Source organism: Glutamicibacter arilaitensis (assembly GCF_044793945.1).
Taxonomy (GTDB): domain Bacteria; phylum Actinomycetota; class Actinomycetes; order Actinomycetales; family Micrococcaceae; genus Glutamicibacter; species Glutamicibacter arilaitensis_B.
In genome coordinates this window covers 2,037,976-2,058,680 of sequence record NZ_CP084994.1, presented here as the reverse complement: position 1 = coordinate 2,058,680, position 20,705 = coordinate 2,037,976, and the positions used below count along the sequence as shown (strand labels likewise).

At 58.0% G+C, this 20,705-nt stretch carries 19 protein-coding genes; 14 read left to right on the top strand and 5 right to left on the bottom strand.

From position 1 onward, the window contains the following. Positions 1-115: 115 nt before the first annotated feature. Together LG294_RS09625 and LG294_RS09620 are read left to right on the top strand one after the other, a co-directional pair. Complete coding sequence (locus tag LG294_RS09625) at positions 116-1,090, top strand: epimerase (RefSeq protein WP_404285328.1); 975 nt, start codon at positions 116-118, stop codon at positions 1,088-1,090. Positions 1,091-1,143: 53 nt separating this feature from the next. Beyond that, positions 1,144-1,809 (top strand): pentapeptide repeat-containing protein, encoded by a 666-nt coding sequence (locus tag LG294_RS09620; RefSeq protein WP_404285327.1) that lies wholly within the window; start codon positions 1,144-1,146, stop codon positions 1,807-1,809. Between the two features lies 1 nt (position 1,810). Here the strand turns inward: LG294_RS09620 and LG294_RS09615 are convergent, their stop codons facing one another. Further along, positions 1,811-2,746, bottom strand: coding sequence for a LysR family transcriptional regulator (locus LG294_RS09615; RefSeq protein WP_404285326.1), 936 nt, complete (start codon positions 2,744-2,746; stop codon positions 1,811-1,813). 78 nt (positions 2,747-2,824) lie between these two features. Here LG294_RS09615 and LG294_RS09610 point away from each other — a divergent pair, with 78 nt between their 5' ends. Further along, positions 2,825-4,564, top strand: a complete 1,740-nt coding sequence (locus tag LG294_RS09610; RefSeq protein WP_404285325.1) for an FAD-binding protein — start codon at positions 2,825-2,827, stop codon at positions 4,562-4,564. Between the two features lie 238 nt (positions 4,565-4,802). Here LG294_RS09610 and LG294_RS09605 read toward each other — a convergent pair whose 3' ends face one another. Then, positions 4,803-6,485, bottom strand: a complete 1,683-nt coding sequence (locus tag LG294_RS09605) for an ABC-F family ATP-binding cassette domain-containing protein (RefSeq protein WP_404285324.1) — start codon at positions 6,483-6,485, stop codon at positions 4,803-4,805. A 115-nt stretch (positions 6,486-6,600) separates the two neighbouring features. Here LG294_RS09605 and LG294_RS09600 point away from each other — a divergent pair, with 115 nt between their 5' ends. From LG294_RS09600 to LG294_RS09590, 3 genes are all read left to right on the top strand, one after another. Beyond that, the gene (locus tag LG294_RS09600; RefSeq protein ID WP_404285323.1) at positions 6,601-7,155 is read left to right on the top strand and encodes a DUF6578 domain-containing protein; all 555 of its coding nucleotides are present in this window, start codon (positions 6,601-6,603) and stop codon (positions 7,153-7,155) included. A gap of 2 nt (positions 7,156-7,157) precedes the next feature. Continuing rightward, positions 7,158-7,514 (top strand): hypothetical protein, encoded by a 357-nt coding sequence (locus LG294_RS09595; protein WP_404285322.1) that lies wholly within the window; start codon positions 7,158-7,160, stop codon positions 7,512-7,514. A 145-nt stretch (positions 7,515-7,659) separates the two neighbouring features. Further along, positions 7,660-10,257 (top strand): esterase-like activity of phytase family protein, encoded by a 2,598-nt coding sequence (locus tag LG294_RS09590; RefSeq protein ID WP_404285321.1) that lies wholly within the window; start codon positions 7,660-7,662, stop codon positions 10,255-10,257. 849 nt (positions 10,258-11,106) lie between these two features. Here LG294_RS09590 and LG294_RS09585 read toward each other — a convergent pair. Both LG294_RS09585 and LG294_RS09580 read right to left on the bottom strand, forming a co-directional pair. Continuing rightward, on the bottom strand, positions 11,107-11,463 hold the full coding sequence (locus LG294_RS09585; protein WP_404285320.1) for a hypothetical protein: 357 nt from the start codon (positions 11,461-11,463) through the stop codon (positions 11,107-11,109). Positions 11,464-11,731: 268 nt separating this feature from the next. Next, positions 11,732-12,466, bottom strand: a complete 735-nt coding sequence (locus LG294_RS09580) for an NADPH-dependent F420 reductase (RefSeq protein ID WP_404285319.1) — start codon at positions 12,464-12,466, stop codon at positions 11,732-11,734. A 180-nt stretch (positions 12,467-12,646) separates the two neighbouring features. On the opposite strand from LG294_RS09580, the gene LG294_RS09575 reads away from it, so the two are divergent. Together LG294_RS09575 and LG294_RS09570 are read left to right on the top strand one after the other, a co-directional pair. Further along, complete coding sequence (locus LG294_RS09575) at positions 12,647-12,982, top strand: ArsR/SmtB family transcription factor (RefSeq protein ID WP_404285318.1); 336 nt, start codon at positions 12,647-12,649, stop codon at positions 12,980-12,982. Positions 12,983-13,397: 415 nt separating this feature from the next. Beyond that, the gene (locus tag LG294_RS09570) at positions 13,398-14,480 is read left to right on the top strand and encodes a PLP-dependent cysteine synthase family protein (RefSeq protein ID WP_404285317.1); all 1,083 of its coding nucleotides are present in this window, start codon (positions 13,398-13,400) and stop codon (positions 14,478-14,480) included. Here the strand turns inward: LG294_RS09570 and LG294_RS09565 are convergent. Continuing rightward, a complete protein-coding gene (locus tag LG294_RS09565; protein ID WP_404285316.1) occupies positions 14,477-15,091 on the bottom strand; it encodes a DUF2249 domain-containing protein in 615 nt (204 codons plus the stop codon). The two genes, LG294_RS09570 and LG294_RS09565, sit on opposite strands and share 4 nt — an antisense overlap. A 134-nt stretch (positions 15,092-15,225) precedes the next feature. On the opposite strand from LG294_RS09565, the gene LG294_RS09560 reads away from it, so the two are divergent. The 6 genes from LG294_RS09560 to nrdI all read left to right on the top strand — a co-directional run bounded on the left by LG294_RS09560 (position 15,226) and on the right by nrdI (position 20,703). Continuing rightward, positions 15,226-16,005: a YggS family pyridoxal phosphate-dependent enzyme gene (locus tag LG294_RS09560; RefSeq protein ID WP_404285315.1), complete on the top strand. Its 780-nt coding sequence runs from the start codon at positions 15,226-15,228 to the stop codon at positions 16,003-16,005. 84 nt (positions 16,006-16,089) lie between these two features. Then, the gene (poxB, locus tag LG294_RS09555) at positions 16,090-17,814 is read left to right on the top strand and encodes a ubiquinone-dependent pyruvate dehydrogenase (RefSeq protein ID WP_404285314.1); all 1,725 of its coding nucleotides are present in this window, start codon (positions 16,090-16,092) and stop codon (positions 17,812-17,814) included. A gap of 95 nt (positions 17,815-17,909) precedes the next feature. Then, positions 17,910-18,662: a YggS family pyridoxal phosphate-dependent enzyme gene (locus tag LG294_RS09550; RefSeq protein WP_404285313.1), complete on the top strand. Its 753-nt coding sequence runs from the start codon at positions 17,910-17,912 to the stop codon at positions 18,660-18,662. Beyond that, positions 18,659-19,474: a PfkB family carbohydrate kinase gene (locus LG294_RS09545; RefSeq protein WP_404285312.1), complete on the top strand. Its 816-nt coding sequence runs from the start codon at positions 18,659-18,661 to the stop codon at positions 19,472-19,474. The genes LG294_RS09550 and LG294_RS09545 overlap by 4 nt, the downstream gene beginning before the upstream one ends. Positions 19,475-19,923: 449 nt before the next feature. Then, positions 19,924-20,154 carry a glutaredoxin-like protein NrdH gene (gene nrdH / locus LG294_RS09540; RefSeq protein WP_096284911.1) on the top strand — a complete coding sequence of 77 codons (231 nt, stop codon included), beginning with the start codon at positions 19,924-19,926 and terminating at the stop codon, positions 20,152-20,154. A gap of 66 nt (positions 20,155-20,220) precedes the next feature. Then, positions 20,221-20,703: a class Ib ribonucleoside-diphosphate reductase assembly flavoprotein NrdI gene (nrdI, locus tag LG294_RS09535; protein ID WP_404285311.1), complete on the top strand. Its 483-nt coding sequence runs from the start codon at positions 20,221-20,223 to the stop codon at positions 20,701-20,703. Positions 20,704-20,705: the final 2 nt, after the last annotated feature.

The window sequence follows — 20,705 nt, the reverse complement described above, 5'->3', positions numbered from 1 at the left end:
TGGATTTGTGCAAAGCACAAACTAGATGGCGACTCACCAAGGATTGCGGCTGGTCGCGGCGCCAGCGGTATCCTGACACCAAACTTCAGTTCATGCCGGACTTGATGGATGGAGAATGCAGTTGTCAGCACGTCGTGCAGTGATTGCCGGAGCCTCCGGGTTTATCGGAGCGCGGCTTGTCCATGAGCTGTCGGCTCGAGGGTATGAGCTGCGCATTGTTGGCCGCAGCGGACCGGTCAGTTGGGCTGATCAGCCTGCAATTGATGAGGCAGTCAACGACGCCGAGCTGCTGATCAATCTGGCGGGAAAGAACGTGGGCTGTCGATACAGCGATGCGGCGCGCAACGAAATTCTCCGTTCCCGGGTTGATACGACACGAATGTTGCATCGGGCGGTAGCCGCGGCTGGGCATCCGCCAAAACTGTGGCTGAATGCCTCGACTGCGACAATCTATCGCCACGCAATGGACCGCCCAAATACTGAAAGCAACGGAGAAATCGGCGAGGGTTTTTCCGTAGATGTCGCACGCAACTGGGAGCAGGAGTTCCTGGCAGGCGAGTTGACTGCGACCCGTAGGGTGGCTCTGCGCATGGCGATCGTGCTCGGCGATGGGCCGGCAAGCCAGAAGCTCCTTGGACTTGCTAAATGGGGTATCGGCGGGCCGCAAATAGATGGTTGGTGGCCTGCGCACCGAAGATACCGCGGAATAGGTCCAGAACCTACGGGGCCGGAGAAAAGTGGCTACTATCCGACGCGGGGCCAGCAGCGGTTTAGCTGGATTCACATCGATGACGTCATCGGCGCGATCTGGCATCTGATTGAGCATTCAGAAATCCGCGGACCGGTAAACCTCAGCTCTCCGCACCCGGTGACAAACACCGAACTCATGTCGAGCCTGCGACGCGTCGCCGGGCGTAGGTTCGGGATACCGGCGTATCGTTGGATGTTGGAACCAGCGATGTTCGTGCTTCGGGTTGAACCAGAAATGCTGCTGAAGTCCCGTTGGGTACTACCCGAGACTCTTGAAGGCTCCGGCTACGAATTTAAGTGGCCCGAGTTGAATCCCGCGCTGGCAGACGTCGCAAAATAATCACCGTGTAGTTCCGGTGGGGATATTTTTGCAGAATTGAAAGGTAGCTAGGAATGGCTCGTCTCAAAACAAACGGTATGGCTCCGCGCATTCGTGAATTTCGACTTCCAGATCTTGAAGCTGGAACGGTGGAGGACCTGCTTAGTGGCGGGTATGTCGAGGTGCTCCATTTCGCCGGGTATGACCGGGATCTACTTGACCTAACCGACGGTCGCCTAGAGGATTGCCTATTTTCTGAATTGAATATTGGTGAACTTTCTATGCGCAACGCACGTTACATTCAATGCGAGTTCAAGCAGCTCAGCGCGCCTATCGTCGAAGGTGCGGGGGCGACTTTGAATGACGTGCGGATGATCCACAGTCGCTTTGGCTCGGCTGATCTCTCGGATTCCTCGACCGACTCGGTAGTGTTTGATCATTGCAAATTCGGTTGGGTCAACCTTCGCTCGGCACAGTTGCGTGACGTGCTCTTCCGGGATTGCACCTTTGATGAAATTGATTTGCAACAGGCCAAGGCTCAACGGGTGAGGTTTGAAAATTGTCGTACCGGCGTTCTGAATGTGGAGCGCGCTAACCTCGCATCGGTTGATCTGACCGGGTTGGAATTCTCGCAAGTTCAAGGCATCGAAGGATTGCGCGGTGCAACGATTAGCGAGCAACAGCTGAATGCTCTTTCGCATGAGTTCGCCACTTACCTCGGGCTGCGAGTCAAGGATTGAGTTAGCCAACGGACTGAAGGCTTGTGATTCGAGGTTGACGTTCGGCCAGTTCCTGAGCCGTGCTTAGAATGATTCCCTGCATGGCAGAAGCTGCACGAGTCAGTGAAACGTCCCGGCGATGCGCCAGTCCAATGGTTCGCGTCAACTGCGGATTATTCAGCGCGGCGGCGCTGAGCCCCGGGCGATCAACAAGTACGGTCGCCGGAACAACCGCAACACCCAACCCGACTTCGACGAAGCGCAATACCGCATCCATCTCGGCGCCTTCCAAGATCACGTTGGGAGTGAGCCCTTGTGCGCGGTAGGCGTTCATCGTGCTTGCCCGCAGGTCGTAGCTTTGCGAAAAAACTATCTGGGGCAGCCTCGACAAGGCCTTTAGGTCTAAGGATGCTTTGCCTCCAAGACGTGGCTTGCTAGTTGAATCGATGACAACAAGTTCTTCTGATAACAGTGGGAGACTGTCCAGATTTTGCTCAGCCACCGAGTGCTCCGAGGTGACAACCAGGGCTAAATCCAGCTGTCCGCCAGCTAGTTCGTCCAACAGTTTCTTGGATCCGGCTTCGCTGAGGTGAAGCTCAATTCCAGGGAACCTGTTGTGAAATACCTCGAGCACTTCGGCAACCAGCGAGACGCACAAGGTCGGGGGAGCTCCCAACCGAACTCGACCTTTGCGCAAGCCTGCGAGCTCCGCCATTTCAATGCGCACATTTTCTTCATCGGCGAGCATGCGCCGTGCCAGAGGCAGCAAAGTTTCACCGGCTGCTGTCAGCGTGATATTGCCCCGCGCTCGATGAAATAGCTGGGAACCCAAATCGTGTTCGAGCGTCGCAATCTGACGGCTCAATGAGGGTTGGGTCAGATGCAACTCCTCGGCTGCACGTGTGAAGTGACCCACCTTAGCGATTGTGACGAAACCCCGCAGTTGCTCTAGATTCATGTCTAATAGCATACGGCTATCGAAACCATGAAGATAATTCATTGGACGCATGCTATCAAAGGGCAGATGCTTGATGGCATGACCACATACACCAGCAAAGAACAGCAGATTTCGACCTCCGTCCTAGTTATCGGGACCGGCGGTTCCGGCCTTCGGGCGGCAATCGAACTGGCCGAACTCGGAGTAGATGTACTGGCTGTAGGAAAGCGTCCGCGTCACGATGCGCACACTTCTCTGGCGGCCGGTGGAATTAACGCAGCACTTGGCACCATGGACGAAGAAGACAGCTGGCAGCAACACGCTGCAGACACCATCAAGGAAAGCTATTTCCTCGCCGACCCGCGTACTGTGCAGACCGTAGCCCAAGGAGCACAACGCGGAATCGAAGATCTTGAACGGTACGGGATGAATTTTGCCCGGGAACAAGACGGTCGGATCTCACAGCGCTTCTTCGGAGCGCACAAGTTCCGCCGCACCGCCTTTGCCGGGGACTACACGGGACTGGAAATCCAACGCACGCTGATACGACGCGCCGAGCAACTCGAGATTCCAATTCTTGACACCGTCTACATCACCCGATTGCTCGTCAAAGACAATCAGATCTTCGGCGCCTACGGGTTCGACGTCAACAACGGAACTCGTTATCTGATCCATGCTGATTCGGTTATCCTTGCCGCCGGTGGGCACAACCGCATTTGGCGTCGAAGCTCCTCGCGACGTGACGAGAACACCGGAGATTCGTTCCGGCTGGCTGTCGAGGCCGGTGCACGCCTCCGGGATCCGGAACTCGTGCAATTTCATCCTTCGGGAATTATCGAGCCCGAATCGGTTGCAGGGACGCTTATCTCCGAAGCCGCACGCGGAGAAGGCGGAATCTTGCGCAACCAGCTAGGTGAACGATTTATGGAGAACTACGACCCGGAACGTATGGAGCTCTCAACACGTGACAGAGTTGCTCTCGCAGCCTATACCGAGATTCGGGAAGGACGCGGAACGGAGAAGGGCGGTGTCTGGCTCGATGTTTCCCACTTGCCGCGCCAGCTGATCATGGAGCGACTGCCCCGGGTCTACCAGACGATGCTCGAAGAGCAGATGCTGGACATCACCCGCGAGCCCATCGAGATCGCACCAACCGCACATTATTCGATGGGCGGCGTCTGGGTGGACCCTTATGATCATTCAACAGAAGTCACCGGGCTCTACGCGATCGGTGAGGCATCAAGCGGACTGCATGGCGCGAATCGCTTAGGCGGCAACTCGCTGATTGAACTCCTGGTTTTCGGGCGCATCGTCGGGCAGGCTGCGGCCAAGTACGCCATGGGGCTTGAGTCGCAGCCACGTTCCGCGGAGGCTATCAACGAGGCCCGAGGCGACATCGAGAATCTGTTGGCCGCAGATGGCGTGGAGAACGTACGTGCGTTGCAGCGCGCCATTCGTGATTTGATGACCGCGCACGCCGGAGTGGTCCGCGACGAGCAAGGGCTGCTTACCGGACTCGCAAAACTGGACGCGATCGAAGAGCGCATGGCAAACGTCGGAATTCACCCTGACATCGCAGGGTTCCAAGACCTGTCGCATGCCTTTGATCTGAAGTCATCGGCGCTGGCCGCCCGAGCAACTCTGGAGGCTGCCTTGGAACGCCGCGAAACTCGAGGCTGCCACAACCGCAGCGACTTCCCGGACATGGACCCAGCTTTGCAGGTCAATCTGGTTTGGTCGCCAAAAACAGGGATCAGCCGGGAGCCCATCGTGGAGGTTCCAGAAGAAATAGCGGAATTGATTCAAGAAGTCTCCGCCGTCGGCAAGCTTGTCGAATAATTCATTCGCCCACGCGGGCAGCGCGAAAACGACAGGTAGTTCGTTTGCGGGTTGCCCGCGGTCCGGTGCGCAGCAGTGGAGCTATTTTCAGATGCGCGGATGTTTGCCAAGAATAAAAATCTCTTGGACGCGACTCATATCGGGATCAAACTCATTCGTTGCTGATTGATTGCGATAGTCCCGCGCAAGGAACTGGAAACATATGGCAGTTCCTCACGCGGGACAATCCACTCAGCGATTAGCGGTCTCGTTGGACGCGCTTTTCGTCCCACACGGGAGTATCGGACTCGTAGACCTTGCCATCAGAGCCAAAGACCAAGAAGCGGTCAAACGACTTTGCAAACCAGCGGTCGTGAGTTACCGCGAGCACGGTACCTTCAAAGGAATCGATCGCATGCTCTAGTGCTTCGCCGGAATGCAGATCGAGGTTATCTGTCGGCTCATCAAGCAACAGCAAGGTCGCTCCGGATAGTTGCAAGAGCAAGATCTGGAAACGGGCCTGTTGGCCACCGGACAGCGACTCGAACTTCTGCTCCGACTGAGCGGCCAGTCCGTATCCATCCAAAGCGCCAGCTGCAGCCTCACGGGCAAGTCCCGAACGGTGCTCGTCACCGCGGTGCAGGATTTCCAGCAAGGTGCGGCCAAATAGGTCGGGACGGGTATGAGTCTGTGCAAAGTAGCCGGGGCGAATTCGCGCACCGAGCTTTACAGTTCCTTCATGTGGAACTTCGGCAAGCTTCACGTCTGAAACCGGCAGGTGCTCGCGTTCAGGATCGGTACCGCCAGCGGCCAGGAGCCGCAGGAAGTGGGACTTGCCTGAGCCATTGGAGCCCAGCACGCCAACACGGTCACCAAACCAGATCTCATTGCTAAAGGGCTTCATGAGCCCAGTTAGCTCTAGCTTTTCGGCTACGACCGCGCGTTTGGCGGTGCGGCCGCCCTTCAGCCGCATCTTCACGTTCTGCTCGAGCGGAATCGCTTGAGGCGGACCAGCTTCTAAGAACTTGTCCAAGCGTGTCTGTGCCGCGTGATATCTGTTCGCCATATCCGAACGGAACGCTGCTTTGGTCTTATACATGATGACCAATTCTTTGAGCTTGGAATGCTCCTCATCCCAGCGCTTGCGCAGTTCCTCAAAGCGTTCGTTGCGCTCCTTGCGTGCTTGCACGTAGGAGCCGAACGAACCACCGTGGATCCACGCGGTGGCTCCACCATGGCCTGGCTCCAGCGTGACGATGCGCGTCGCCGCGTTGTTGAGCAGCTCGCGGTCGTGGCTGATGAATAGCACCGTCTTGGGGGATCGAGCCATCATCGCTTCAAGCCAGCGCTTACCTGGTACGTCCAGATAGTTATCCGGCTCATCCAGGAGTAGAAGGTCATCGTTGCCTTCGAAAAGCGCTTCCAAGACGAGGCGCTTTTGTTCGCCGCCGGACAAGGTTCGCGCCTGGCGGTCCTGGGCTCGATCAAACGGGATGCCCAGCGCTGCCATGCAGACCTTGTCCCAAGTGGTTTCAAGCTCATAACCACCGGCGTCGCCCCACTCGATAATCGCTTCGGCGTAGCGCATGTGGACTTTTTCATCCTCGCTGACCAGCATCTTCGCTTCGCACGCTGCGACCTTTGCAGCCGCAGCAGCTACGGAAGGCGTCGCAGTGGAAAGAAGGAGGTCTTTCACCGTCGATTCGTCGCGAACCTGCCCCACGAACTGGCGCATGATACCCATCGAGCCGGAGCGATTAATCGCGCCCTCGTCGGCTTTGAGGTCACCGGAGATGATCTTGATCAAGGTGGTCTTACCGGTGCCGTTTGGCCCGATTAATGCGGTTTTGGAACCGGCTGTAACTTTGAAGGTGACTCCGCCCAGCAGCTGGGTGCCGTCGGAAAGGAAGTATTGGATGTCGGAAACGTCGATATGTGCCACCAACCCATCCTAACCGCGATTACTATTTCGGCTCAGTTGAGCACATAAGATGTGTCACTCTGGCTTTGTCCTCAGCGTTATTTCATTGGGTTATTTTCCAGACTAGATTGACTACATGCAGATCAAAGTAGAACTAGATGGTTCCCTGCACGGCTGTTGCGGATCGGCGTTCAGCACAGGCGACACGATTCGGTGGGTGCTGGGACAACTACGTAGCCCGAATGGCGAAATCAGCTTTCAACTAGATGATCACGAACAGCTAAGTACCTCTGGTGTTCCAGTAGCTCCGGTAACGGCGCGCGTCCTAGCCATCGAGTACGTCGATCGTCGGTATGTCTCAGCAGTGGGGGATCCTCGCCAGATGATTCCAGCAGACGAACCGCCAGCAGTCACCGCGGTTGTCTCCGTGCCAGAGGGCGCCGACTTTGATCATGACGCCATCCTCGTCTACCTGGACGTCGCAGATGAAGAACTTCTGCCTCGGGTTCACGATTGGAATCCACAAGCGGATTTTGAGATGACCGACGAACTGGACCGGCTAGAAGAATTACGCAGCTGGAGCTTCAGGGCCTCGAACCTTCGACAAAAGCTGGTAGAGCTTCTTGAGAGTTTGAAGGGCACCTATGGAAATGTGGCCACGATCAGATTCGATCAACTTGGCAATGCATAATTTTGCCTTACGGCGATGGAACTGCATCAATTCACTGGCACCTTGAATTCGATTCGGACAGCCCCCGGGCGCTAGCAGAGATCGCTGATTCGCAATGGGAATTCGAACTCAATGCAAAGAGCATTGAGTTGCTGGGGCAGATCGTCAACGCCGTCGCGACTGGACGCATCACCGATCGCCGTCGAGGACTGTGGGCTAGGGCGATGTCCATGGAAATGCGCATTGAACTCGACTCAGGCGACACTTTGAAGCAACGCGAAAAAATTCGTGGATTCCTCGGCCATGGAACTTTTGCCGTATCTGGTCGTATGGGTGAACGGATGGAGCGCCGAAACCACCGCTTTGCCGCATGGAGCTAATGCCAGCCAACTGAGTACCCCCAACCCCAATTCGGTTCCTACGTGTCGGCCCGGATTAACTCGGTGTTCACGGGCTGGTGGTTATCGTTTGCCAATCTTAGGAGGACATTACAAGCAAACATTAAGCTTAATGGGGACAGGAAACGTGAACCGAGTCGTAAAGAAATCTGCAGGCATTCTCGCCGCAGCAATAGTGGTTGGCGCAGTTGGCGTTACGCCATTAACTATGGCGGGGGTCGCAACCGCCGATGCTGGGAGCTATTTTGAACGCACCGCAACGTACCCGGTGTACCAGAACCACCCAGACGGGGCCGCAGCTGAAACTGCCGCCGAAATCTCGACCGTTTCCGAAGACGGCAAAACTCTGATCTACTCTGATGCGCTCGCCCGCCAGGTAGGATTCGTGGATATCAGTGACCCCGCTGCACCGAAGGGCCTGGGAACACTGCCACTGCATCAGCTCGGCAGCCCAGAGGATGAACCAACCAGCGTCGCCGCGTATGGCGAGTACGTTTTCGTTGTAGTGAATACTTCCGAAAGCTACTCGAACCCTTCGGGACGCGTTGACGTTGTGCGCATCGCAGACCGCACTCTGGTCCATAGCATTGAACTGACCGGACAGCCGGACTCGATCGCTATCTCCGAGGACGGCGCCTACGCGGCAATCGCCATCGAAAACGAACGCGACGAAGACGCCGGCGACGGTGGTCTGCCGCAGGCGCCCGCCGGTGCTATTGAGATCCTAGATCTCGCAGGCGAAAACCCCGAAGCCTGGAGCATCCGCGAAGTACCGCTGACGTCGGGAACCCGCGAAGACCCAGTTGCCCTTCCGATGCTTATCGACGCTGGATTCGACACCCCACAGGATCCTGAGCCCGAGTACGTCACCATCAATGCCAAAAACCAATTGGCGGTAACCCTCCAAGAAAACAACGGCGTAGTCCTCATCGACTTGCCAAGCGGTGAAATTGTCAACGCCTTCAGTGCAGGAAGCGTTGATCTAGAGAACATTGACATCGAAGAAGACGGAAAGCTGGATCCCACCGGCTCACTGAAGGACGTTCCGCGCGAACCGGACGCGATCGGCTGGATCCAAGATCGCTACCTCGCTACGGCCAATGAAGGGGACTGGAAAGGCGGCAGCCGCGGTTTCACTATCTTCGATTCCGAAACCGGCGAGGTAGCCTGGGACGCAGGAAACACCTTCGAACGATTGGCGCTCTCCCAAGGCTTGTTCCCGGAGAAGCGCGCCGGGAAGAAGGGCACGGAACCCGAGGGGCTCGCGATCGATAATTTCAACGGAGTCGACTACGCCTTCGTCGCCTCGGAACGAGGAAATTTCGTCGCGGTTTACGAGCTAAGCGATCCAACCAACCCGGAATACGTGCAGACCCTGCCGACCACCAACGGCCCGGAAGGTATTCTGCCGATCCCAGGCCGGGACTTGTTGGCCGTGGCCTCGGAAACTGATGAAGCAGATAAGGGCGTACGTTCGTCTCTCACGCTGTTCTCCTTTGGCGCAGCCGAAGCAGAATTCCCAGCGTTGGCATCCAGCACAGAGAACCTCGTGCCCTTCGGCGCACTGAGCGGCTTGAGTGGCAACATCGATGATCCGGAGAAGCTCTATGCAGTCAGCGACAGTGCTTATGAACCACGCATATATTCCATCGACATCTCGCAGAAGCCAGCGCTGATCGAGAGTTCCCTGCCTGTGACCCAGGACGGTGGACCGGCCGAATTAGACTTTGAAGGCATCGCGGCGCGTGCCGAGGGCGGATTCTGGGCAGCGCATGAAGGTGAAGAAGGCATAGGAAATGCTCTAGTACTCATTGATGAAGCCGGCGCAGTCACCAAGGCAGTTCCGCTGCCACCAGAAGTCGTCGGAGAACTGGGCGGGCAGGGGCTCGAGGGAGTCAGCGTGCGTGGGCAAGGCTCAGATGAAGAAGTGATCTTCACCCTGCAGCGTGAAGTGCCTAGCGAAGACTTTGTCCGCATCGGTAAGTATGTTCCGGAATCTGGTGAATTCACTTGGTATGGATACCAGCTTGAACCCGCCGGTGAAGACGGTTCGTGGAATGGGCTGTCGGAAATCACCGAACTTCCGGACGGATCGTTCGCCGTCATCGAGCGCGACAAGCGCATCGGTGAGAACGCCCAGCTAAAGGCCCTTTATAAGTTCGAACTTCCAGACGGTGCGGCTGGTGAGGTAACCATGCTGGAAAAGGAGCTCGCAGTAGATGTGCTTCCGACCCTGGAAGCAACCAATGGCCGGACCCAGGAAAAGCTCGAGGGCCTCGCCGTCGCCGGCAACGGCGATGTTTACATCGTCACCGATAATGACGCAGTGGATGATGCAAGCGGTGAGACGGTGTTCGCTAATTTGGGTACGGCTGAAGAAGTCTTTGGGATAACTGAACGCCCAGTTGCGTCGCAGGTTCCAGAAGAGACTGACGTGCCAGAAGGGTCGCCATCAACTGAAGCCTCGCCGACGGCCGAGGCCACCCAGCGTCCAGACATGGAAGAATCTCCGAACGTGGATACCACAGAACCTGAACTGGAGCCTAGCTCCGAACCTACCGTGGAACCTTCAGAGGAGAGCTCCGAGCAGCGCAAAATCGAAAGACTCGCTGACACCGGGGCAAACAGTCTTTGGCTGATTCCAGTCGGATTGGTTGCCACAGGCTTAGGGATCGCTGCAGCGATGAAGAACTCGCGTGCTCGTCGAAATCCATTGGAAAAGTAGCGGTTAGCACTCCTGGCATCGGCTTTGCCCGGAGGTTTTGAACAGCTCCTCAAGAATTGGACTGAGTAATCAGAACAACTTTTGGGGAGTTTTTCATGCGCGCAGGAAGCGAACTATCTGAGAATCAATGCGAGCACCTAGCCGAATTGTTCGAGCGGATGCATGGGTGGCGGTTGCATGGCAGGCTTTGCCTCATGGAAAATAGCACATGCTTCATGCACCTTCGAGGTTAAGGACGAAGTCATAGGGCGCTATTTCGCAGGCGAGAAATCTATCAACCTAGCTACCGAGTTCCACCACAGCTCAAACCAAGTGGTTCAGAAGTAGGCAAGGGGCTGGAGAAGGGGCAGCGACGAAGCGCTTGAACCGAAGCGTAGAGGTCGCCCACCTGGAGCAGTAAATAAACCACCGTTGAACGAGGAAGAACAGCTTCGCAAGGAAAGCCGGCGCCTTTTGGCTGAGAATGCGTATCTGAAAAAATTACGGGACTTGAGGGAAGGCAGCCCCTAGTCCTAGGTCGTCCTTGTTTGTAGGTTGCTGACTTGAGATCGATCCCTTGTTGAAATCACGCTTTTGCTCGTTGAGTGGGAGCCTTAATACAGTTTCCTTGTTCTGCCTCCACCGAGCCCTTAACCCTTCCGGCTGCAAACGGGACTATGTATTCTGAAAGCCGATTCGGAGCTTACTGAGATCCTGGACTAGCCGTGAAGAGAGTAGTGGCGTTCTCGCTAGATAGAGGCAATAAGCGTTCGGTAGCTTCGGCTGTTTTACTTGCGCTGAGAACGCGAAAACCGTGGCTCTGAAAATTTCAGAGCCACGGTTTTAGTCACTATGGAGATTGCGAGAGAATTAGTGAGCGGCGCTTTTCTTAGTGCTGGCAACAACCACTGCGATAACCGCTGCAACGATCGCGCCGACCAGCATCAGCTTGCCGCTCTTGCAAGACTTCTTAGGCGCGCCCAACTTCTGCTGCGCCGTCTTTACCGCATTCTCAACGGATGAACGTGTGCGCTGTGCGGCCTTTGAATTGCCGCTGACGCTTTCGATCAGGCTGGCACCCGCGTTGCCGATGGCTTCACCGTTCACTCCGGAGATGGCGTTATTCCACGTCTCGCGAAGATCCTTCGGGATTTCTGCCTTGGCTGACTTAGCGAATTTGTTCAGCGATTTCTCGACTTCTTTGAAAGTCTTGGCAGTCTTGGACATTTTTACCCTACTCTCGTTGAGGTTTCCGTGGTTTGTTACTTTTTGGTAACTCGGGCCACTCAATCTACCCTAGCCAGCGTGAAGATAACTCTCAATAGGAGAGGGTTTAGCTCATTGCGAACTCACAGCAGCCGCAAAGCTGATATTGAGTGCTCTAGGCCAAGCCAAATATGCAGCGTGACTGCACACCGAAGCAAATGTGGCTTCCTGGCCACCTTTCCGGACGCCTCGGAGCTCTCTATCGCCCTTGGCTTATGGGCTGACTGGGTTAGTAGTGGGCGGCGCGATTGATCGCAACAGTTTGCTCATGTGAAGGCATAGTCCTCAATGCACCGAAATGCTCCATCAACCGGTCGCGGGTCGCGGGAGCCTTGTCTTTCTCCGCGGCGAGGAGAGCATGTTCGAGCTCTTCGAGTCCCAACTCGGTGCAGTAGGCGGGGGTTCCGGGTTGCTGGCGCCACGATTCCGCTAGGACACCGGCGTCGTATGCGTCGAAACCGCTCTCGTCCACGAGCTGCATCACGGTTGCGCGAGCTCTATCGGAGTCTCCGGCGACTGGGAGGGCGATGCGGTCAGAGGCACCGGTCGGCTGTCCCATATTCCGCTGGGTTTCGGCCAAGGCGGCGTTCCAGGCTTTCACAACCGGACGTCCCAGATGCTCTTGGCTCCACAGACTCTCGACCTGGCCATCAACGACGGCCTCGATATGCCCGTTCATGCCGGGGTAGTAGTTTGAGGTGTCGACGACGACAGTGGACTCCTGCGCTGCTGCAAGCAACTTTTTCAGTTGGGGCTGAACGCCGAACGGAACCGCCAGAATGACGACGTCCCTGTCCTGGGTCGCGGACTCCGCCGAGACTGGCCGTGCACCTGTAGCGGTCACCTCGGCCTCTATGCTTTGCGGACCGCGGGTATTTGCGATGAGCACGTCGTGTCCGGCTTCGCTGAGCCGACGGGCGAGGTTGCCGCCGATTGCGCCGGCGCCGATGATGGAAATTTTCACGGGTGTCCTTCTTTCGTTCATGTCGAGCTCCTGGGCATGGGTCAGTGTCGCTGGTTACCTGGGCTTGCGCTTCGGGAAGCTAGTCGGGACAATTTATGTACGCGCAGCCCCGTACATCAAACGTACATCATGTACACCTTACGGTGTACATCTTTTCTGTGGCAAATTAGGATAGGACTCATGGCAAGTCGCTTGGCAAACCCGCTCACCATTCCGGAAGAGGAGGAATTTGACCTCTTCGCCGTGATGTCAGCTCTCGCGGACCCTGTGCGCAGGGCGATTATCATGCAGCTCGCGGAAGAACCGGGCCGAGCATGCAGCAACTCGGACTTCGGCGTGTCCAAATCCGCGCTCACCCGCCATTGGCGTGTCCTACGCGAGTCTGGTCTCATCAAGCAAGAGGTGCAGGGAAACAGGCACCGCAACTGGATCCGCCATGAAGAACTCGATCGACGCTTCCCCGGTCTCCTGACGCTGGTTCTCGAAGAATCGGTTCGAGGGTCCAAAGAATCTTAGTTGTTGAGTCTGTCTGGCTTTGCGCGGTTCCTGGCCAACACGAGCGGTGGATGCTAGGTCGGTAAGCACCGGACGCATTCAAGGGGCGGAGTCTCACTGCAGGCACGGATCGGCGAGGGCGCAAAAAACTCTGCTTGTTATCTCCGGCAAACTTCCTGAAATCACTTAGATTCCAATTGATGGAGTACGCCCTGTTTGGGCTCATGAATAATGCGGTACACCCTATCGGACCAGCCAGCAGCGGGAGCAACGAAAGCGAACCGTGCATAACGACGCAGGTTGATCTCTTTCTGGCAAGGTAAGCTACACAATTGCCTGCCCCAAGGCTGTGCTCTTGATCCAGCCGCTAGGCAGCCCGAAGGCCACACGCGTGGGCGTTCTGCGCCGAGCCAAGGAGTAGAGATAGAGTGGGTTCGTGACTGAGCAAACTACCAAATCAAACCACTGGGTCAGAGCAGCTATCGCGCTGCTTGACGCGGATGCGAACCGCAGCGCCGATACCCACCTCCACGTCTTTCCGCTTCCAAAGCAATGGGGGATCGACCTGTATTTGAAGGACGAATCGGTGCATCCCACCGGGTCGCTCAAGCACCGTTTGGCTCGTTCTTTGCTGCTCTACGGTTTGGTCAATGGCAAGATCGATGAGCACACCACGCTTGTGGAAGCCTCCAGCGGCTCCACGGCGGTATCCGAAGCCTATTTTGCTCGCATGCTTGGCCTGCCTTTTATTGCGGTAGTGCCCCGGACTACCAGCCTGGAGAAAATTGAGCTGATCGAATTCTATGGTGGCCGGTGCCACCTAGTTGATGCCGCAGGTGAAGTGGATCTTGCGGCCCGTCGCCTCGCCGAGGAATCCGGTGGGTACTACTTAGATCAGTTCACCTACGCTGAACGTGCCACCGACTGGCGTGGAAACAACAACATCGCCGAATCCGTGTTCTCCCAGCTTTCGGCCGAACGCTACCCGATCCCTTCGTGGATCGTAGTCGGCGCGGGTACCGGCGGCACCTCCGCAACTTTTGGCAGGTATGTGCGCTACCGCCAACATGACACGCAGGTGGCCGTGGCCGATCCGGAAAACTCATCCTTCTACGAGGGCTGGCGAACCGGCAATATGGCGCACTCCACCGGGCTTGGGTCGCGGATTGAGGGGATCGGCCGACCTAGCGTCGAGCCGTCCTTCGTGCCCGGGGTCATCGATCATATGATCCAGGTGCCCGATGCGGGCTCGCTGGCCGCAATGTATCTGCTGCGGGCGCACACCCGGCACTGGACCGGTGGCTCGACGGGAACCAACCTCTACGCGGTTTTCCAGATCATCGCAGGAATGCTCGAACGCGGTGAAAAGGGAAGTATCGTCACGCTCATTTGCGACTCCGGCGAGCGCTACGCCAACACCTATTACAGCCAGCAGTGGTTGGACGCCCAAGGACTGGACCTCGCCCCGCACCGCGCGAAACTCGAAGGATTCTTGGACTCCGGACGCTTCGAAGGCTAACCGGCGTCGGGCCGCATCACCGGCATGAGTCCCAGCGTCTTCTTGCGTTGATGCACCGAGAAGTACTTCAGCCCATGGACCCCGGCAATGAAGTGCCGTCGGGAACGTGCCGGAAGGTAGAGAACGTCTCCGAGCTTCAGCGAGATCGAATCGGATTCGGTGCGCAGGGTTCCGGTGCCCTCGAACACGTGGATGAGCACGTCCAGGTCTGGGCCGCGGTGTTCGCCGATTTCTTGGTTGGGCGCCAGCGCGATGACATTCGCATCTAGATCACGGTTGTCTGGTTCGAGTTTCCAGATGGCACCGTCTACCGGGCTGGCTTGTTCTCCGAGCCATGCAGTATTCGTCATGATGCGCGGCGCCGGCGTGCTGGCGAGCTTGGTGATGATGACTTCCCAGTCCCCGCCGATCCGTTCGTTCGCCTCCCAGGCATAGGTGCCCGGGAGGTTGCGTTCAAATTCCGTGTGCAGGTTCACCGGCTCGTGGTCATTGAGCAGGCTCAGGTATCCGCCGATGGGCAAGGAGTCGTAGGTCTCCATGATTTTTCTGTGGCGTTCGGGTTTCGGGATGTTTCGCACATCGACCACGTGACCGCTTGACTGTTCGTCCACTGCAACCTCCAAAGTATGGCTCTTCTGCCCGCTGGTAGCCTCCAGCCTAGTAGCTTCGGGCGTGGGGGCGCCTTTGGCGTATTACGATGAAGCCAGATCAGTAACTTCTTTAGTTGATGCAGGAGCATTACCGTATGGGCCAGTCAATGCCGGATTCAAGCGCAGCGCCTACCGCGAGAACCGTCGCGGAGTTCAAAGCCAACCTGGCCTCGGTCCGGATGCGCATTGCGGCGGCCGAAAAGGCTGCCGGGCGGGAGCCGGGCAGCGTGCGGCTGCTACCGGTGACCAAGACCGTGCCCGAAGACCGGCTACGCCTGGCCATAGCGGCAGGCGTGGAGTGGCTGGGGGAGAACAAGGTGCAAGAGGCCGCGCGCAAGGCCGAAAACCTAGCCGACATTCCTGGTCTCAAATATTCGGTGATCGGTCACCTGCAGTCCAATAAGGCCAAAGACGTGGCGCGTTTCGCCGACGAATTCCAAGCCCTGGATAACCTTCGCCAGGCCACCGCGCTGCAGCGCCGCTTGGAACTTGAAGACCGCACCTTGGATGTTTTCGTTCAGGTGAACACCTCGGGGGAGGAAACCAAATTCGGTTTGGAACCTGCTTCGGCGGCGGGATTCTTGCGTTCCCTGCCGGGACTGGATCGGCTGCGGGTGAAAGGCCTGATGACCCTTGCGATCTTCTCCACCGACCAGCAGGCGGTGCGTACCTGCTTCACCACGCTGCGGGAACTGCGCGACCAGCTGCGCGAGCAGGCACCTGAGGGGATCGGGTTGGAAGAATTATCCATGGGGATGAGCGGAGACTTCGAGCTGGCCATCGCCGAAGGCGCGACGGTGGTGCGGGTAGGCCAGGGGATCTTCGGTGCCCGCGCCTTGCCCGATTCGCATTACTGGCCAGGCTTTGCCGGCTAGCAGTTGGCCAGGCGCCGCTTTTTTCTCGTAGGCTGAGCGATATCAGCCGGTAGCAACCGGACCCTTGTTTGCAGGAGGAAATTAATGCCTACCGTCGCCGAACACATGATCGAACAGTTCCACACCCAGGGTGTCAAGCGCATCTACGGGGTCCCGGGGGATTCGCTGAACGGGCTGACCGATGCGCTGCGTGAAAACGGTGAGATGGAATGGATCCATCATCGCCATGAGGAGGGCGCCGCCTTCGCCGCGACCGCGGAAGCCGAACTCACCGGGGAACTGGCCGTCTGCGTCGGCTCCTGCGGGCCGGGAAACCTCCACCTGATCAATGGGCTCTACGACGCGCAACGCTCCCGAGTGCCGGTGCTTGCCATTGCCGCGCAGATCCCTACCGAGGAAATCGGGTCGAACTATTTCCAGGAAACCCAGCCGATAGAAATCTTCCGCGGCTGCTCGGTCTACGCCGAACAGGTATCAGATCCGAAGCAGCTTCCTCGGATGCTGCGCATTGCCATGCGTGAGGCCATCGAAAAGCGCGGGGTTGCGGTGCTGGTGATCTCCGGGGATGTGGCGCTCTCCCAGATGGAGCGCACCGGCACCCAGGCGATCGTCAAAACCAACCCGCGGGTTCTGCCGGCGCCCGAGGAACTTGCCCGCGCCGCGCAGCTGCTGCAAGGTTCCTCCAAGGTCACCATCCTGGCCGGAGCAGGCACCGCCGGGGCGCACGCGGAGGTCATGGAGCTGGCTGACAAGCTCGCCGCCCCGATCGTGCACTCGATGCGCGGCAAGGAGCATATCGAATACGATAACCCCTTCGACGTGGGCATGACCGGCCTGCTCGGCTTCGCCTCCGGCTACCGCGCGATCGATGAGTGCGAGGTGCTGCTGATGCTCGGCACCGATTTCCCCTATCAGCAGTTCTATCCGCAGCATGCCAGCATCATTCAAGTCGACCTGCGCGGTGAGCAGCTCGGCCGGCGCACCACCGTGGATGTGCCCTTGGTGGGCACGGTGAAAGACACCGCCACGGCTCTGTCGGCGTTGCTGCCCCGGCAGGCCAAGCGCAAGCACCTGAATGACGCGCTGGAGCACTACGCGAAAACCCGCACCAAACTCGACGAGCTGGCCACCCCCTCGCGGGGCAAAGCGGCCATCCACCCGCAGTACCTGGCCCGGCTGATCGATCTGGCGGCGGATCAAGATGCGATCTTCACCGCAGATGTGGGTTCCCCGGTGATCTGGGCTGCCCGCTACCTGAGCATGACCGAAGACCGCCGACTACTGGGCTCCTTCAACCACGGCTCGATGGCCAATGCCCTCTGCCACGCCCTGGGAGCTCAGGCGATCGACCGCAACCGGCAGGTGATCGCCTTTGCCGGGGACGGCGGCCTGGCGATGATGCTCGGCGAGCTGCTGACCGCCACGCAGAATAAGCTGCCGATCAAGGTGGTCGTCTTCAACAACTCCTCGCTGAACTTCGTGGAACTTGAAATGAAGGCGGCCGGGTTCGTGACCTACGCCACCGAACTGGAGAACCCTGACTTCGGTGCGGTAGCCAACGCCGCCGGGCTCAAGGGCTTCCGGGTGGAGGACTCCGCTCAACTTGAAGCCACGGTCAAAGAATTCCTCGCCCACGATGGGCCGGCGTTATTGGATGTGGTCACCGACCGGCAGGAAATGTCCATGCCGCCGAGCATCAAGGTCGAGCAGGCCAAGGGCTTCGCGCTCTATGCCATCCGCACGGTGCTCTCCGGGCGGGGTGATGAACTATTCGATCTGGCCAAGACCAATTGGCGCCAAATGTTCTAGCGCCGGGAACTATGCCTATGCTTAAAGCCGGTCCCGCGTTAGCGGGGCCGGCTTTAAGCAGTGAGCAGTACCAATCAGAAAGAGGCGCAGGCGCTTTGATCACTTCGCAACCGGCCGCGGCACAGGCGGCAACCACCGAGGATTTCGCCCGGAACCTGGCGACCGTCAACCAAAAGATCGCAGATGCCGCCGCCCGATCCGGCCGCGAAGCCGGTGCGGTGCGCCTATTGCCGGTGACCAAAACCATTGAACCTGCCCGGTTGCGTCTGGCTATCGAGGCCGGGGTGCACACCCTGGGGGAGAACAAGGTTCAGGAGGCGCTGGCCAAATACGAGGAATTCTCCGCCGACTACCCCGAGCTGCGCTATGCGGTCATCGGTCCGCTGCAGGGGAATAAGGCAAAATTCGTGGCCCGCTTCGCCCACGAATTCCATGCCCTGGATTCACTGAAGCTCGCCGAAACCCTGCAGCGCCGCCTCGAAGCCGAAGACCGCAGTTTGGAGGTCTTCCTCCAAGTGAACACCTCCGGTGAAGAAACCAAATCCGGGATCGAGGCCGAACAGGCAGGCGCGCTGCTCGAAGCCATCGCACCGCTGGATCGGCTCATCCCGCGCGGGCTGATGACCATGGCTGCGAACAGCACCGAGAAGTCCACCATCCGTGCCAGCTTCGCACTGCTGCGCACCACCGCGGCGCAGCTGCGTGCAGATGGAGCCCCCGAAGGTTTCGATCAGCTCTCCATGGGCATGAGCGGGGACTTCGAGCTGGCCGTTGAAGAAGGCGCCACCGTGGTGCGCGTGGGCCAGGGCATTTTCGGCGCCCGCCAGTACCCTCAGGCCACCGCGTGAGCGGCTTTGAGCTAGACACGCGCCCGGTCGCCGCCGTGGTGCTCAGTTCCCAGCTGGCCTACGGATCGGTCGGCAACAACGTCATCGCCCGGATGATTGAATTGGCCGGGCATCGCACGGTGGCGATCCCCACCGTGCTGCTCAGCAACCTCCCGCACTACCCATCGGTGGCCGGAGGCCCGATCTCTGATCAGTGGCTTGGCGCTATTCTGGATGATCTGATCAACCGCGACGCGCTGCGCAATGCCCGCTACGTCGTAGTGGGTTACCTCGGGGCGGCCAGCCAGGGGCGGATCATCGCAGAGTGGTTCGTCGCTGCCCAAGCCCGCTACCCGAAGCTGCATCTGATCTTGGATACCGCCTTCGGCGATACGGATGTCGGGCTCTACGCGAGCGAGGAGGTCGCCTCCAGCTATGCCGAGCACCTGATCGAACATGCCTGGCTGATGACGCCGAACTGTTTCGAACTTGGGCTGCTCACCGAGACCGAGATCCATGACGAGCAAGATGCGGCCAACGCGGCCTTGGATCTCATGGAGGCTGGCCCCGAGCACGTAATCGTCACCTCCGCGCCCACCGAAGACGACGATTTCATCGGCTGCTTGCTAGTTATGGACGAGGAAGAGCTGGAGCAGTTCGATACCGGCCGTATTGCCACTGACGCAAAAGGCGCGGGGGATTGTTTTCTCGGACAGCTCACCGGCGCGTTGCTCTCCGGACTCGCTCTACCCGAGGCGGTGCCTCTAGCGGTCGCCGGAACCTCCGAGGCGCTAGCCGGGGTGCACCCGGCCTTCGCGGGGCAAGGGTCCTGAAATAACTTACCCACAGTGCGCCAGCGCGCGCCTAAAATGTCGGTTCGAGGCCGGACACTAGGGCTAGGGCACATCTTGTGTCCGGTCGCCAGACAAGGTGACGAGAACACGCCGAGGAACATCTCACATGAAGAATTTTTAAACCACATTGACCATCCGCGAGACTGTGGACAAGTTTTGGCCGACCGCGAGAAATCGGGGTTTAAATGACCGTTAATATCCACAGTGGCTGTGGACGGCTCGGTGGATGAATGACATACTTGTAATACATCATCTTGTGTTCACTTGACCGACCAAACACAAGATGTAGTATTGAAGCGTTGGTGAGTGAAACACCGTAAACACCCCATAGATAGTATTTTGGGGCATCCGAAAGGATAGCCGGAAGCACCAGAAAATGGTGGAGTCCGAGCCACAACAAGGACTTTTTACAAAGGGGAAACAGGGAAATGGCAATCACCGTTTACACGAAGCCGTCCTGCGTGCAGTGCAACGCTACATACCGCGCTTTGGACAAGCAGGGCATCGAGTACAACAAGGTAGACATCTCGCAGGATGCCGCCGCCCTGGAGCACGTCCGCGGCCTTGGCTACCAGCAGGCTCCTGTCGTTATCACCGACAACGATCACTGGTCGGGTTTCCGCCCAGACAAGATCGCTACCTTGGCTGTAGCCAACTAGTCGGCATCCGGATCCTTCGCGGGGTCCAAGCAACTTACTCGTCGACCATCCAGCGGAGGCGAAGAAATGCCACCAGCAGCAGTTGCCGATCGCAGGCAAAACGCTGAGGCTCGCGAGGCCAAGGTGCACACCGATACCAGCTTGATTTATTTCTCCTCGGTATCGGAGAACACCTTGCGCTTTGTAGAAAAATTAGATGTCAGTGCGGCTCGAATCCCGGTTTTTGCAACCGAACCGCCACTGATCGCAACGGCACCGTATGTATTGCTCATACCTACTTACGGCGGCGAAAGCGGAAAGCGTTCAATCCTTCCCCAGATTATGAAATTTCTGGGTTACGAAGAGAACCGCGCAAACTTGCGCGGCGTGATTGGCGCAGGGAACACGAACTTCGGCGAGTACTACTGCATCGCGGCCAAGAAAATTGCCGCCAAGTGCAACGTACCCGTTTTATACACATTCGAACTTATGGGAACGCCGGAAGATGTTCTCAACGTCAATGAAGGGCTTGAAACCTTTTGGGCACCAGCGTCGCACAAGAAGAAGTAACG